This is a genomic window from Desulfomonile tiedjei DSM 6799 (genome assembly GCF_000266945.1).
Lineage (GTDB): Bacteria > Desulfobacterota > Desulfomonilia > Desulfomonilales > Desulfomonilaceae > Desulfomonile > Desulfomonile tiedjei.
In genome coordinates, this window is sequence record NC_018025.1 from 3,834,090 (window position 1) to 3,849,901 (window position 15,812).

Here is a 15,812-nt window from a genome sequence, read left to right on the forward strand (position 1 = left end):
GGAATGCTGACATCTTTCTCGTTTCTTCGATCAGCTTGTCCCTTCACCTCTCTGGTAATCGTGTGGATTGAGACCGAATTTGCGTAGACGGTACTGCAGGGTGGAACGGGGCATCCCCAGGAGCCGAGCAGCACCGTGCGGGCCGCCCAGAACACCCTTGCACTTGATCAGAGCACGCTCGATGTGGGTACGTTCCGCATCTGCCAACGTGCTCACCGGGATCTGTTGCTCGGTTTGGAACGTGCTCAGTATTTTGTCGATATCAGCCTCTGAGATGCGCATCCCGGGACGAAGAATGACCAGGCGTATGACGAGATTCTTCAACTCCCGAACGTTTCCCGGCCAATGGTAATGAATAAGCTTTTCAAGAGCCAGATCGGAGTACTCCGGGGCAGGTCGGTTCATTTGCTTTGCCTGGAGTTTGGTGAGGCGTTCAACAAGCAGAGCGATGTCCTCGGGCCGATCTTTTAACCGCGGAGTATGAATGGTCACCATATTCAAACGATAATAGAGGTCCCGCCTGAACGATCCGTTCCGCATAGAATTCTCGAGATCCTGATTGGTCGCGGCAATGATCCGTATGTTCACCTTAATGGCACGGCTCTCCCCTACCCGCTCGAACTCGCCATCCTGAATCACCTGCAGCAACTTCGCCTGTAAATTCGCGGGTAGATCGCCCACTTCGTCAAGGAAAACGGTACCGCCGTTACCCATCTCGAACCGTCCCACTCGCTGGACGTGAGCACCTGTAAATGCCCCTTTGCCATGACCGAAAAGCTCGCTTTCAATCAATGACTCAGTCAAAGCAGGACAGTTGATCTTAACGAAGAGATGATCGCGACGGGAGCTCAAGTTATGGACAGTCCGGGCCAGATAGTCTTTTCCTGTACCGGTTTCACCCGTGATCAGCACAGAGGCATCGGTGTCCGCGACCAATTCGATTTGGCTCATGATTTCGGCCATTGCAGGAGATGCATAGAAAAAGTGATCTCGATGATATGCATCATTGCCGTTGACCATGAGAAATCGCTTCTGGCGCTCCAGATTTTCATTCACCTTTGCCAGGGCTACATAATTGAGCATGTTATCAACGGCTATGGCCACCTGATTCGACACATCGGTCAAGACTTCCACCAGATCGTGCATGTCCTCAGGTCTTTTCCGGAAGGAAAAATGGACGCTTCCGAGAATGCGATTGCGCACCATAAGCGGAAAAGCCATGGTCGCCGTGAGTCCGGAATCAAGCATTGAGATCACTGAAGGCAAGTCTTCGTAGCGATTCAGATCCTCGATAATCACCGGACTTTTCGAGGTTATCACCATTTGGGCAACGGAACCCTTCGCCAGAGGACGACTTTCTTTACTGGAAATCCCCTCGGGAGCGATTCCGTCCGCTGCTGCGAAGTAGCTGAGGGACTCGGTCTCAGGATCGTACAGATTGATGCTCAGCCGATCGTACCGAAAATGCTTGTGGATCTCAGTAGCCAGAGCCTGGAAGAGTTTCACTCGAGAAGTCTGCGTAATGATGGCATTGTTGATGGAAAGCAATATGCGATATCGTGTTTCGAGATTCCAATGCATCGATCGCCTCGTAGGATACTTGCGCTCCAGGTTCCCTCTTTGTTTGCCCAACTTTGGGCAGCAGAGGTTTACACGTGTCCCTCGATCCCAGAGCTTGTTCAGGGCGTTTTCCGGATATTTCTAAAGCATAGCAGAGGCGAGAGGAAAGGCAAGACCAATCTTCGGCATTTTCCGCCCAATATTCGGCTCGACTGCGCCATGTAAAACCGAACCACACAGACTATCTCATATTATTCCGGACTCTTACACACACAATAACATCAGGCACGATCTTTGCCTTATGAATGGAGCATCGCCCGTCCATGACGCGGCGTTCCATTAGTTTCCCTGTACGTCGATAAGAACAATGCACGTTGTACTCAAATACGGTGAGGCAGAGCGCCGATTAGAGATTCCCGAGAAAGCGGATGTGACTATTCTGCGACCCGCCACCCTTCCACCGGTAAAAGATCTGAAAATTGCTCTGGAGGAAGCCCTCGCCCACCCGCTTGACAACCCCTCGTTCCAGGAAACCATTCGCACGATTGCTCCCAAGACCGTCGCCATAGCTGTTCCGGACGAAACCCGACCGTCACCGCTCGGAGTGATCTTGCCTGTGCTTCTCAAGCAAATCGAAAGCATTGCCCCACATCTGGATGCTTCGGCAATCAGCATAATCGTTGGAGGCGGTTTGCATCAGCCTATGGCTGACCATGCATTGCGCCGCATCATTCCTCCGACCGTAGCCGCGCGATGCACGATTGTTGCACACGATGCCATCAATTCGCGCATGGCCGATCTGGGTCTCACCAGCCGGGGCACGCCGGTTCTTGTTAATGCCCGATTTGCAGAGGCAGACCTGAAAATCGTCGTCGGCCAGATAGATCCACATCAATTTGTAGGGTTCACCGGAGGTTCCAAGGGTGCGGTCATCGGTCTTGCTGCAGCAAAAACCATTGAACACAATCACGGCCTTATGTTCGATTCCCGCGCCCAGGTCGGCCGACTGTCAGACAATCCTGTCCGAGAGGACCTGAACGAAGCAGGACGAATGGTGGGCATTCACCTGGTGGTGAATCTCGTCTTGGATTCCGACAAGCAACCGGTGAGTGCTTTGGCAGGCCATCCAGTATCCGTGCTTACCGCGGGAGCCGAGGTTTGTCGTTCGGTATACGGCGTGAAGATATCAGGCAAATTCGATGTGGTAGTCGCTTCCTGCGGCGGGCATCCCAGGGACATTTGTCTCTACCAGGCGCAGAAAGGACTAAACCTCGCGTCTCAGACGCTTAAGCACGGTGGAAAGATTCTCCTGCTTGCAGCGTGTCCCCAGGGAGTAGGCGATGACGTGTACTACGAGTACGTGAGCCGATTCCGGACACCCCAGGAGGTACTGGAGCACTTCCGCAGTCTCGGATTCAAAATGGGAGCACACAAAGCTTATCTGTTCGGCCGCACACTCGACAACTTCGATGTGGCAATCGCGTCTGAACTCGATACGGCTATTCTCGACCGGTGCCTCCTGCGTTCCGCCGAGCCGGAAGAACAGATCCGACGCTGGATTGAAGAGTTTGAAGGAACGCCGCGGGTTGCGGTTGTTCCGAATGCCAACACTACTTTTTTCGTCGCGGAGTGACATAAGTCCAGACTCCGCAGACCAGCCGAGAGTTTTTCCCGGCACAGCATTTGGAGAGGAGAGAACATGATTCAGTTTCTGGTTCATGAGAAAGCGGACAATGTGGGTGTGGCCACGGTTGATATCAAAGCCGGGGAAACCGCAAAAGGGTTGTTCATGGACACTCAGACAGAAATCGATATGAAGGTTTTGAGCGACATCCCACTCGGTCACAAAATAGCCCTGGTGGATTTCAAGACCGGCGACACTGTCATCAAGTACGGGCACGATATAGGGCAAATTGTATCTGACACGACAACCGGAGCCCATGTGCACATTCACAATCTGAAAACAAAGAGGTGGTAACAAATGAATATACCAAAGATTGTCGGTTATCGTCGTGAAAACGGAAGGGTCGGAGTTCGGAATCATGTAATTATTCTGCCTCTTGATGATTTGTCCAATGCCGCATGCGAAGCAGTAGCTAACAATATAAAGGGAACACTGGCTCTGCCTCACGCTTATGGACGTCTACAATTCGGTGAAGACCTCGAGCTGTTCTTCCGGACCATAATCGGCACGGGCGCAAATCCGAACATTGCCGCAGCAGTGGTGATCGGCATCGAACCGGAATGGACACAGAAGATTGTGGATGGTATAGCTCTGACAGGAAAACCGGTGCAGGGCTTCTCCATCGAGCGCAGCGGGGATATCGCTACTATCGCAGAAGCATCCCGTGCTGCCAAGCAATATGTACAGTGGGCTTCGGAACTTCAGAGGACCGAGTGCACCCTGGACGAGTTGTATGTCTCGGTCAAGTGTGGTGAGTCCGACACGACTTCGGGTCTGGCATCCAATCCCACGGTGGGGAACGCCATCGATAAGCTGGTGAACATGGGAGCAACGACCTGCTTCGGCGAGACTTCCGAGATCACGGGAGCCGAACTGGTGTGCAAAGAACGGGCCGCAACACCCGAGATCGGCGAAGAATTCATGCGTGTCTGGAACGCGTATAATGACACTATTGTGAAGTTCAAGACCGACGACCTTTCCGGCTCTCAACCAACAAAGGGCAATATTCGAGGCGGCCTGACCACGATAGAAGAAAAAGCTTTTGGAAATCTCCAAAAGATTGGCAAAACTTCGCGATATCTCGGGGTTCTCAAACCAGCCGAGGCTCCCAAAGGCAAAGGCCTCTGGTACATGGATACTTCTTCCGCTGCCGCGGAGGCGGTCACCTTGTGGGCTGCTTCAGGCGCTGTAGTCCACTTGTTCCCGACAGGTCAGGGGAATATCATCGGCAATCCCATACTGCCGGTGATCAAGTTATCGGCCAATCCTTTAACGTGCCGGACGATGTCCGAGCATATCGATCTCGACGTGTCCGCTATTCTGCGGGGAGAGATAACTCTCGATCAAGCCGGCGACAAGTTGCTTGAAATGATCGTTCGCACGGCTAATGGTCGCTTAACCGCTGCCGAAGCGCTTGGTCATCGCGAATTTGTCTTGACCAAGCTCTACGTTAGCGCATAAAAAGTATTGACGTGACAAAAACGCGGGTAAGACAAGAAGGGCTAACCTGAAAAAGCCCGGAGTCGTTTCGGACTAAATATCGTCGAAGCAGACGAGTTAAGCGATCCCATGAGAACGGGTTTCTTCCGGCACGGTTCATCTGCTTGAATCGTTGCTCGGATGATATCTCATAGGGCAAAGACACTCCTTCGCTACTGAATGGCGGAGTGCGTCCTGCGATCGATCCCGGATATGGGATTGGAAATATCACGGTATTCCTGAACCGACCAGGTAGCCTGAACCGGTAAACCCTTGTTCACTCTTGTATGTTCGTCCGATACCGATTCGCAATGAAAGAGGTGAGACCGGGGAACCCTCATATGATACCAATTTGATTTCAAAGTTGAACGCCCCCTCTAATCCATTTTCATTGAAAGGGGAATGGAGGGATTTTGAAAGCAAATCAGTATAATACCCATTTCGCCAACGATTTAGTAAAACCGGGAGGTCCGGCGGAGACACCGGACCCTACTATCAGCCGGTAGTGGTCGGCCTCCGTGCCGACCAACATTCGATTCATAAAAGCGAAATGGAACAAGAAGGTGTTCCCCGCAACTCTAGCTGCTTTGAAAGCGGATTGATATCAGAGCACAGAGAGATCCCATGGCAAGGACACAAAGCTCATATGACCGGATTGCTTCGATCTTTTTCATTGGCGTAGGTTTATTCTTCACTCTGTATGCTCGCCGGGTAGACATTGGGAATTGGAATGAGCCCGGTCCTGGATTCCTGCCTTTCTGGGCAGGAATTACGTTAACCATCATGGCCGTCGCGCTTTTTATCGGCAGTCTACGGAGCACCGGAGTCAAACTTCCTCCATTTTTTCCTCAAGCCGATTCGTGGAAACGTGTGGCGGCAACCTCCCTGGCGATGATCGTCTACGCTCTGATTCTGAATTTCGTGGGCTTCACCATAGCTACTTTTGTCTTCGTGGGGTTCCTGGCGAAATGCATATTTCCCCAGACCTGGATGCGAACCGTCATCGTTGCAGGCCTCAGTGCTCTTGGAGCACGATTCCTTTTTATCGATCTCTTGAAGACTCAGCTTCCGCTCGGATTTCTCGGATTTTAGGTGCACCATGGATTTGCTCAATCATATGGCTCTGGGAGCGCAGGTAGTCTTCACCCCCATGAACCTGCTTCTCTGTTTTCTCGGAGTGCTTCTCGGGACTCTCGTTGGAGTGCTTCCAGGACTCGGACCTACCGCAGCAATAGCATTGCTTTTACCGAATACGTTCCATCTTTCCCCTGTAGGCGCCATTATCATGTTGGCAGGCATTTACTATGGTGCAATGTACGGGGGATCGACTACATCGATTCTCGTCAACATTCCCGGAGAAGCAGCCTCGGTAATCACCACTTTGGATGGGTACCAGATGGCCTTGAAGGGTCGCGCCGGACCTGCACTGGGGATAGCTGCATTCGGATCCTTTATTGCCGGGACCGTTTCCGTTCTCGGGCTCATGCTGGTTGCTCCACCACTGGCTCAATTTGCCCTTGCTTTCGGCCCTCCCGAATATTTCTCCTTGATGCTTATGGGGATTTTGATCCTGATCTACCTGGCATCAGGTTCCATTCTCAAGGCGCTGATGATGGCAGTCCTGGGATTGTTGATCAGCACGATCGGAATGGACTCCATTTCCGGTACACAGCGCCTCACCTTCGGAATGGTGGAACTGAGCGACGGTGTGGGGCTGATCCCCGTCATCATGGGTTTGTTCGGTGTCGCGGAAGTGTTTTCCAACGTCGAGCAAGTGATGAAGCAAGAGATAGTCACTTCCAAGATAAGGGATCTTCTCCCTTCGTTGCGAGACTGGAAAGATTCCTTTCGGCCCGTAATCCGGGGCTCCTTTCTCGGTTTCTTCTTGGGGCTTCTCCCCGGACCCGCGCCAGTAATTTCTGCCTTCAGCTCGTATGCCCTCGAGAAGAAACTTTCCAAACATCCTGAGAAATTCGGAACCGGTGTCATCGAGGGGGTTGCCGGACCCGAGGCAGCGAACAACGCTGCAACAGGAGGCGCTTTCATACCGCTGTTTACCCTGGGCATTCCGGCTAACTCCGTGATCGCAATACTTTTGGGTGCTTTCATGATTCATGGGATTCAGCCCGGGCCGCTGCTCATTTCTCAGCATCCTCAGATCTTCTGGGGAACGGTCATCAGCATGTATGTGGGCAATGTGATGCTCGTCATACTTAACCTGCCGTTAATCGGTTTATGGGTAAAACTGCTACGAGTTCCCTATCCCGTACTCTTTCCTCTCATTCTCGTCTTTTGCGTAGTGGGCGTATACAGCCTGAATTACAGCCTGGTGGAAGTGGGCCTGATGATCGGGTTCGGCATACTGGGCTATGTCGGCAGAAAATTCCGGCTTGAGATGGCTCCGCTGGTCCTGGCTTTGGTCATCGGTCCCATGATGGAACAGAATCTACGGCTGTCGCTGGTGATCTCCCAGGGCAGCCCCTGGATCTTCCTAGAACATCCCATTTCTGCAGCATTCCTGGGCTTATCTCTGTTCTTACTTATTTCACCTCTGATCCCATGGATTGGAGGCAAACGCAAGAAGCTACAAGAGAAGGTGGAAGGAGAGGAAGTCTAACCAAGAAAGGACCGAAAAATGAAAGGATTCAAACTGCTCTTCATCATCGTGGCTATCTTTGCTCTGGCAGGAATGGTCATGAGTGCCGAAAAATATCCGACCGGACCCGTAACGTATGTGATTCCCTTCAATCCGGGCGGCCAGTCTGATGTGGAGGCTCGCCTCCAGCAACCGTTTCTTGAAAAAGACCTGGGAGTTCCCATTGTAATCACGTACATGCCGGGTGCGGGAGGTGGGTTGGCATGGACAAAATTCTCTCAAGCAAAGCCCGACGGCTACACGATTTGCGGAATAAACGTTCCCCACATCGTCCTTCAGCCACTTTGTCAGGCGGATGTGGCTTTTAAGACTCAGGAAATCAACCCCGTGTGCATCTTCGAATCGACACCGATCGGTCTGGCAGTCAAAAAGGGCTCGTCGGTCAACAGTGTCAAGGAGTTCATAGAATTCGCCAAAGCCAATCCGGGCAAGGCTACTGTGGGCATGTCCGGCAAATTCTCCGGTCATCATATGGCAGCGCTTCAATTCATGAAAATGACAGGAACAAAACTTACCTTGGTGACATTCACCGGCGCAGCGCCACAGATCACCAATTTACTCGGCGGTCACGTAGAAGCTATCTTTGGGAACTCCTCGGATCTGGTGACGTATCAGACTCAGATCAAAGTTCTGGCAATCGGCTCTGAAAAGCGTATGGAGCAGCTTCCCGGTGTCCCGACGTTTGAAGAAGAGGGGATGAAATTCTTTCCACGGATCGATCGGGGCGTGGCTGTGCCCAAAGGAACTCCTCCAGACGTTACGGCCCGATTGGAAAAAGCCTTCCTCGATACGGTGAACACCGACAATTATCGTTCCAAAATCATTACGGCAGGATTCGTGCCCATGTGTTTGAATAGCGAACAATCGAAGAAGTACATTGCCGAGCAGATTGAGACTTGCGAGCAGTTGCTGAAGGAACACGATCTCCTCCTGAAAAAATAGCGACTCCACCGTATCCGTCCGGACTGTTTCGAAAAGAGGATCGCGACCCAAAGTCAAACAAGGTAGAATCTAAGAAAGCCTCTTTTTACCGCTTTTCATACGATTTCGCAGTTATGCACATAACATAGCGGAGGCCGGGGTATCTTGAGCGGAGTGATCAGACGGCTTTGCGTCGTCCGGAGCGAAGGATACCTCGGCCTCCCAGATTATAAGAAGAAAAGCGAATCGGTATCAGGCCGCTTCTCGGGACGATGCATTCGATCATTCTGAGGGGTTGTTGGCTGGGGCGGGAGGATTCGAACCTCCGAATGCGGGTTCCAAAGACCCGTGTCTTACCGCTTGACGACGCCCCATCAGCATGAAAGGAACGGTGAATCAGTCCAGCACGATCCCGTTCAGTTCCGGTGACGCTTCCAGGATAATCCATTCCGCTGGAAACGAAAAGTTTACCGGGATCGATTCTCCCCGGGGAACCAAAGCGAAAAAGGTCGGACCGCTTCCGGACATGAGTACGTGCTTGAATCCCTTATCCTCGAGACGCTTACCTATTTCAAGAATCTCGGGATACAAAGACTCGCTCACGGGCTGCAGGTCGTTGTGGAGAATGTCACACACGTCCGTGGACTCCCGCAGCACCGACCACAATCTACCCTCCACGGGATTGCCTGTCAAGTTCCTGGAAAACTCACGGTATACTCTGGCGGTGGAGACGGGAAATCCCGGGTTAACCAGCATGATACGGTAGTCAGAAGCAATTTTCACCGGCGTGACAATTTCGCCGATGCCCTCTCCCACTGCAGATCCCCCGCTGAAGAAAAAAGTGATATCAGCACCCAGTTCTTCAGCCCCCGTGCGCAGATCCTGATCCGAGACCCGGAACTGAAACAGCTCCCGCAGGGCAAGAAGCATTCCGGCCGCATTGGAACTTCCGCCACCAAGACCCGCAGCAATCGGTATCTGCTTGGTTAGACGTATCTTAACGGGTATCCGACAGCCTACACGATCTTCCATCCACCTGAGCGCTCTGATTACCAGGTTATCATCCGATTTTAGTTGAGCTGCACCGATTACATCAAGTTTGCAGGGACCTGAGGATTTCTCTACGATCAATTCGTCACGCAGGCTGATTGCCTGGTACAAGGTCTCAATGGTATGGTATCCATCCGGACGACGATCGAGAACCTGCAGGAACAAGTTGATTTTGGCAGGAGTTGTCGCTCGTATCTTTCGCACTAGTGTGATTTCCTATGAATTTTTTTCCTGAAAAGATTAAATTTGAACCTGAAGAATGTCAATGAAGAAAGGTAAAATAGTGGTTCATCCGGGTTGCAGTGAAATTTCCATTCCTGTTGGAGAGAACTCCATACGCATGATGGTTCCCGGGCAGGAAAAGGACTCGAGCGAACGCCTGACATTCTGGTGGGGGATTACTTCTGCAGCTATTGCTTTGGCAAAACACGTGCAATCATTCGAAATCGGAGGAAAGCAGGCCATCGAACTCGGGTGCGGGCTCGGACTTGCCGGTGTGACCGCCGGATTATGCGGAGCAGAGGTATTGTTCACGGATTTCATGCCAAAGGCTCTGAACTTTGCAGACAAGAATGCTCGTCTGAACGGTTTGCACAATTTTGCCACAGGATTCCTCGACTGGGAACAACCCGGCTCGATCGGAAAATTCGACCTGATACTAGGTTCGGAGATTCTCTACGATTATTTCTTTCACGGCTCTTTGATCGAGCTTTTCAGAAAGATATTAAACCCTGAAGGAACAATCCTTCTCGCGGACAGAAAGAGGCTCTGTGTATCACGCTTTATCGGACGCATGAATTATGCGGGGTTCATCTCCGAAGAATTTACGGAACACGTGCAGGTACAAGGCTTCCCGGATCAGGAAATAAGCATTTTTTCTCTGAAACTCTCAACATAATCAGACCTTGACACCACCTCAGATAACATAATTTTTATGCTTGCTTCATTTTTTCCTTTTGAGAGAGGATATTCTCCTGTATTATTGCGGCAGTTTTCACTAGGGAGTCAGTCATTCAGTTTCTTTCGAACCTGGAGTCATCTCACGTTACCGGCTCGAGACTCCAATATCGCAATATAGTTGAATATTTTTGGTTATGAATAGAACGGGCGCAGATAACCTGTCTCGTGTCTTGGGGACGATAAAGGAAAGGGTGAGGAAGGATGAATTGCGTACGGAGATATGCAAGAACATCGCCCGCATTTCCTGGATTTAGGCGGTTCTCGCTCTCGGCATGCCCGAGGGTCACGCGACGTGCTCAGCGGGGAATAAGGGAGAAGAGTTGTCGGAATAGTATCTATATTTTAATAACTTGCGCTGTCAGCGATGGAATAATGCTGGTTGATGAGAATACGCTGCGCGCTCATATCTGTCACTCCGGTGTGAATTTGTTGAGAAATGCCGGACGATCTGAGAATCCGATGAAATTCCGCCATTATTCTCAAGAACGAACCAATCTTAATGTGCGCCTTCTATCGAGAAGTACGGGAAGATTTGATGAGCGAAGATAAACCGACGTATGATGAATTGGAACGGCGTTGTCGTAAGGCCGAGGCAATGCTTGAAGCCATTCGTTCCGGTCAGGCGGAAACGGTCATGGGCAAAGAAGGCCCTCTGGTGATTCGTCTTGCTCGGGCTGAAGCCAGAACGGCCCATATCAGGCAAGTCTTAGTAGCCGTTCGCAATGTCAACAAGCTCATCGTTCACGAGAACGATCCGCATCGCCTCATTGAGCGGGCATGTGCAAATCTTACCGAAACATTAGGCTATCACAGCGCCTGGATCGGATTGCTGGACGACACGGGAAAAAAGATGACCGTCACCGCAGCCGCAGGTCTCAGTGAACACTTCAGGAGTGTGAAAGAGCAACTGGAGCGAGGCGAATTTCCCTCATGCACCATCAAGGCCCTCAGCAATGAGAATGTTGTTCTGGAAGATCCTGTGAACGCCTGCAACGACTGTGCGCTCGCGAGTGGACACAAAGGCCGCGCAGTGTTAGCCCGGCGTCTTGCATTCGGCGCCAAGGTGTACGGCGTTTTGGTCGTATCCGTGCCTGTAGGTTACGCTTATGACGAGGAGGAGCAGACTCTTTTTCGGGAGTTGTCGGAGGATATGGCCTTTGCCTTGCACAGAATTGATACGGATCGATGCCGCAAAGCTGCCGAACGCGAACTTGCCGGCACTTTGGAAAGCATCTCTGACGCTTTTCTTGCGCTCGACGACACTATGGTGGTGACCTACTTCAATGCATCGGCAAGTCGGCACTTGGGACGCAGTCCGGATGAGGTTTTGGGAAAGCACTTCGCCAGTGCATTCCCGGAGATGCAAGGATCTATTTTCGAAATCAGGCTCAGAGAAGCGATCGATACCGGAAAATTCGTAAGCTTCGAGACTTATTTCGATGTAGCCCCTTATCAGAATTGGTATGAGGTCAGGGTGTATCCTCGCGAGAAAGGCATTTCCGTTTATTTCCTGATCACCACGGAAAGGAAGCTTTCCGAAGAAAAACTGCGCCAAAACGAGGAACTCTTCCACAACTTCTTTGAGACAAATAATAATTACTGCTACATCATTTCTCCCGAAGGTACCATCATCGACGCCAATGCTGCCGCTCTAAAAATCCTGGGTTACGAACGTGACGAGTTAATCGGAGAATCTGTAACAAAGATTTATGCATCAGAATGCCAGGGCCAACGGAGAGAAGCCTTCGATCGATGGAGACTGACGGGGCAGGCGCGAAATGTCGAATTGGTTCTCCTCACGAAATCGGGAGAACGGCGGACGGTGCTCCTGAATGCCGGTCATCTTTTGAAGAGAAACGGAGAAACGTTACTATCCGTATCCGTCCAAACGGATATAACGGAACGCAAGAAGATTGAGGAAGCCCTCGAACAGCAGCTCGCATTCAAGGAAGCCTTTCTTGAGGCAATACCTGCTCCTGTATTTTTCAAAGATCGCAATTATATTTATCGAGGCTGTAATGCCGCTTTCGCTGAATTCTTAGGAATACCGAAAGAAAAGATCATCGGAAACTGCATCCTTGACTTAATTTCCAAAGAAATCGCAGAGTTTTACCAAGCTAAAGACGAAGACTTGTTCCGAAATCCGGGACTTCAATACTATGAAAGTGATTTCAAGACGCAAGACGAATCCATTCGCCATGGACTATTTCACAAAGCGACTTTTACGGATGCTTCGGGAGAAGTTGCCGGCATAATCGGTACGATATTGGACATCACGGATCGCAAGAAGGCCGAAGAGGCACTGCGGCATCGTGAGCGACTTCTCGATAAGATCTACGAAATACTGCCGGTTGGACTCTGGATAGCTGATGAGACCGGACATCTTCTTCGGAGCAATAGTGCGGGCCGTGCCATATGGGGTGCAGAACCGCTCGTAGGTCAAGAGGATTATGGCGTATTCAAAGCTCGTCGATTGCCGTCCGGTGAGCCCATTGCGCCTGAGGAGTGGGCTCTCACGCGGACAGTGAACGAAGGCGTTACGGTCACGGACGAATTGTTGGAGATTGACGCTCTTGATGGGCAAAAGCGTATTATTCTGAATTACACCGCTCCAGTCTTGGATGAAGACGGCCGTGTTGAAGCCGCGGTCATCGTCAATCTTGACGTCACGCGGCGAACGTGGGCCGAAGAGGCCCTCAGACAAAGTGAAGCAAAGTACAAGGCTCTCTTCGAGGAAGCTCCTGTGGGACTTCTGTCTATAGACACAGCGGGCCGCATTCTCGAGGTAAACCAGAAGCTGCTCGAGATTATGGGCTCTCCGTCTCATGAAGATACGAAATCGATCAACATGCTGATGTTCCCGCTTCTCGTACGCTCAGGCATCTCAGGCATTTTCAGGAACTGCTTGGCAACAGAACAGCCGCAGTACGCGGAAATCCCGTATACGAGTAAATGGAATAAAACCTCGTACCTACGGATTCTTGTCAGGCCCAAATTGGATTCCACCGGAGCTGTAACGGGCTGTCAGGCGATGATGGAAGACATAAGTGAAAAGAAGATAGCCGAATCCAGGCTGGAGCGGGAATTGGCAGCGAATTTCGCTCTTGCAGAGCTTTACATTCCACTGATGTCTCAGTCCGCATCCATAAGTGACATGGCAGAAGCCGTGCTTGACAAAGCCAAGTCATTGACGAGAAGCCTACATGGTTACGTGACGGAGATCGATCAAGCAACTGGGGAAAATATCTGCCTTACCCTTACGTCCATGTTGGATTCTGCTTGCACACTCGTGGAAAACCGAAGAATTGTGTTTGCCAAGAATCCTGACGGACGATATCCAAAGCTGTATGGACACTCGCTTAATACCGGAGAGCCGTTCTTTACCAATTCTCCCGCATCGCATTCCGCCTCAGGAGGAACTCCTCCAGGGCACATTCCATTGGAAAGATTCCTTTCGGTTCCTGTAACTCTCGGTTACGAGATTGTCGGACAGATTGCGTTGGCAAACTCCGATCGAGACTATGACGAAGAGGATCTGAACGTTGTTAAGCGTCTGGCAAAGTTTTATGCTCTAGCGTTGCAAAGGAAACGCTGGGAAACAGCCCTTAGAGCCGGCGAACAGACATTACAACTTGTATTGAGCGGAGGTGATCTCGGTTTTTGGGATCTTGACGTGCAGAACGGCTTCCTCAAAGTGAATGAGAAGGTTCTGAACCTCATCGGCTACTCGGCAGAAGAAATAGAACCTACTGTCGAAGCGTGGCGAACCTTCTTACACCCCGATGAAAAGCAACGGGTTCTTGAATTGTTGGATTCCCATTTTGAAAAGCGTTCAGAGCAATATGAGGACGAATTTCGAGTCCGTTCCAAAGATGGGACATGGAAATGGGTGTTAGCACGCGGTCGTGTCGTGAAACGGGATGAAGACGGCTCCCCAGTCCGCATGACAGGAACCGTCCTGGATATAAGTCAACGCAAACGATCGGAACTTGCCCAGAGACGTCTTGCAACCGCGGTGGAGCAGGCTCTGGAAGGAATGGTTATGACCGATACCCGGGGAATCATAGAATATGTGAATCCAGCATATGAAAAGATTACCGGGTACACGCGGGAAGAGATGGTGGGACGGACGCTTTCCCTGTTTGAAAATGAGGAACATGACTTTGCTGTTACGCAGTCGATTCTGCAGAGTCTTACCCGTGGAGAACGGTGGAGCGGACACTTTACGAGAAAACGGAAAGACGGTGTGATTTTTGAAGAAGATGTAATGATTGCACCGGTATCCGATCCTCGGGGGGCACTTCTCAACTTTGTGGTGGTCGAACGGGATGTGACGAGAGAGGCTGCGCTCCAGAGGCAACTTCTCCAGGCTCAAAAGATGGAAGCCATAGGTACGCTGGCGGGCGGCATAGCCCACGATTTCAACAATCTTCTCCAGATAACGCTTGGCTATTCAGAGCTGCTTCTGACGGAGAAGAATGACAGAGATCCGGATTACGGCGATCTCAAGAAGATCAACAATGCTGCCAAGAGCGGTGCTGAACTGGTGAGAAGCTTACTTACTTTCAGCCGAAAAGTCGAAGCCGAACTCACACCACTTAATTTGAACCGGCAAGTCAAGCAACTGGAAGCACTCCTTGAACGAACCATTCCCAAAATGATCGACATTCGATTGCAGTTGGCGGAAGTGCTTCACAGGGTGAATGCAGACCCCACACAGATAGAACAGATACTCATGAATCTCGCTGTGAATGCCCGCGATGCAATGCCGGATGGCGGCACTCTGACTATCGGAACTCGAAATGTGGAGCTTGATGAGGAATACTGTGGATTTCATGCAGACGTTGAACCAGGAGAGTACGTCTTACTCTCGGTTACCGATACAGGTCATGGCATGGACAAGCAGACTTTGGAACATATTTTCGAGCCTTTCTATACGACGAAGGAGTTGGGGAGAGGTACCGGGCTGGGCTTGGCAACAGTCTATGGAATTGTCAAGCAGCACGGGGGACACGTCACTTGCTACAGTGAAGTCGGCCATGGGAGCACGTTCAACTTGTACCTGCCCGCGATTACCGGAAGGACGGAAATCGATCTGGAAAAATCGATGGAAATGCCGGCTTTCGGAACAGAAACCGTTTTGTTGGTGGATGATGAGGAGCTGATTCGTAATCTTGGTGAGAGGATTCTTCAGAGGAGTGGTTACACCATAATTACTGCAAACAATGGTTCAGAAGCATTGGAAATATATAGCAGAGACAAGGACCGGATTTCTCTGATTGTTCTCGATCTCATCATGCCCCAGATGGGAGGCAAGGATTGCCTCAAGGGTCTGCTCAAGATAAATCCTAAAGTGAGAGTTCTCATCACAAGCGGATACGCCGCGGACGGATCCACGAAAGAATGCATTGAGCTGGGAGCGAAAGGCTTCGTTGCCAAGCCGTTTAAATATAAGGAATTTCTGAGACAGGTTCGCAAGGCTCTGGATGAATAATCTTCAGG

General features: G+C 51.0%; 10 protein-coding genes and 1 tRNA gene. 8 read left to right on the plus strand and 3 right to left on the minus strand.

Annotated elements, in window-relative coordinates:
- Nucleotides 1-30: 30 nt before the first annotated feature.
- On the minus strand, nt 31-1,581 hold the full coding sequence (locus DESTI_RS16245) for a sigma-54 interaction domain-containing protein (protein WP_157212182.1): 1,551 nt from the start codon (nt 1,579-1,581) through the stop codon (nt 31-33).
- Nucleotides 1,582-1,927: 346 nt separating this feature from the next.
- Here DESTI_RS16245 and larAH5 point away from each other — a divergent pair, with 346 nt between their 5' ends.
- From larAH5 to DESTI_RS16275, 6 genes are all read left to right on the plus strand, one after another.
- Nucleotides 1,928-3,193, plus strand: coding sequence for a nickel-dependent malate racemase, LarAH5 family (larAH5, locus tag DESTI_RS16250; protein WP_014811054.1), 1,266 nt, complete (start codon nt 1,928-1,930; stop codon nt 3,191-3,193).
- Between the two features lie 66 nt (nt 3,194-3,259).
- On the plus strand, nt 3,260-3,538 hold the full coding sequence (locus DESTI_RS16255) for a UxaA family hydrolase (protein ID WP_014811055.1): 279 nt from the start codon (nt 3,260-3,262) through the stop codon (nt 3,536-3,538).
- Between the two features lie 3 nt (nt 3,539-3,541).
- Complete coding sequence (locus DESTI_RS16260) at nt 3,542-4,705, plus strand: UxaA family hydrolase (RefSeq protein WP_014811056.1); 1,164 nt, start codon at nt 3,542-3,544, stop codon at nt 4,703-4,705.
- A 642-nt stretch (nt 4,706-5,347) separates the two neighbouring features.
- Nucleotides 5,348-5,815 carry a tripartite tricarboxylate transporter TctB family protein gene (locus tag DESTI_RS29020; protein WP_014811057.1) on the plus strand — a complete coding sequence of 156 codons (468 nt, stop codon included), beginning with the start codon at nt 5,348-5,350 and terminating at the stop codon, nt 5,813-5,815.
- Between the two features lie 7 nt (nt 5,816-5,822).
- Complete coding sequence (locus DESTI_RS16270) at nt 5,823-7,340, plus strand: tripartite tricarboxylate transporter permease (RefSeq protein ID WP_014811058.1); 1,518 nt, start codon at nt 5,823-5,825, stop codon at nt 7,338-7,340.
- A gap of 18 nt (nt 7,341-7,358) precedes the next feature.
- Nucleotides 7,359-8,321, plus strand: a complete 963-nt coding sequence (locus tag DESTI_RS16275) for a tripartite tricarboxylate transporter substrate binding protein (RefSeq protein WP_014811059.1) — start codon at nt 7,359-7,361, stop codon at nt 8,319-8,321.
- A 278-nt stretch (nt 8,322-8,599) separates the two neighbouring features.
- Here the strand turns inward: DESTI_RS16275 and DESTI_RS16280 are convergent.
- Nucleotides 8,600-8,674: transfer RNA gene (locus DESTI_RS16280), tRNA-Gln, on the minus strand.
- A gap of 22 nt (nt 8,675-8,696) precedes the next feature.
- Nucleotides 8,697-9,554, minus strand: coding sequence for a 4-(cytidine 5'-diphospho)-2-C-methyl-D-erythritol kinase (ispE, locus tag DESTI_RS16285; protein ID WP_014811060.1), 858 nt, complete (start codon nt 9,552-9,554; stop codon nt 8,697-8,699).
- A 61-nt stretch (nt 9,555-9,615) separates the two neighbouring features.
- Between ispE and DESTI_RS29025 the strand changes: the two genes are divergently transcribed.
- Nucleotides 9,616-10,248 carry a class I SAM-dependent methyltransferase gene (locus DESTI_RS29025; RefSeq protein ID WP_014811061.1) on the plus strand — a complete coding sequence of 211 codons (633 nt, stop codon included), beginning with the start codon at nt 9,616-9,618 and terminating at the stop codon, nt 10,246-10,248.
- Between the two features lie 597 nt (nt 10,249-10,845).
- Nucleotides 10,846-15,804 carry a PAS domain S-box protein gene (locus tag DESTI_RS29030; RefSeq protein WP_014811062.1) on the plus strand — a complete coding sequence of 1,653 codons (4,959 nt, stop codon included), beginning with the start codon at nt 10,846-10,848 and terminating at the stop codon, nt 15,802-15,804.
- Nucleotides 15,805-15,812: the final 8 nt, after the last annotated feature.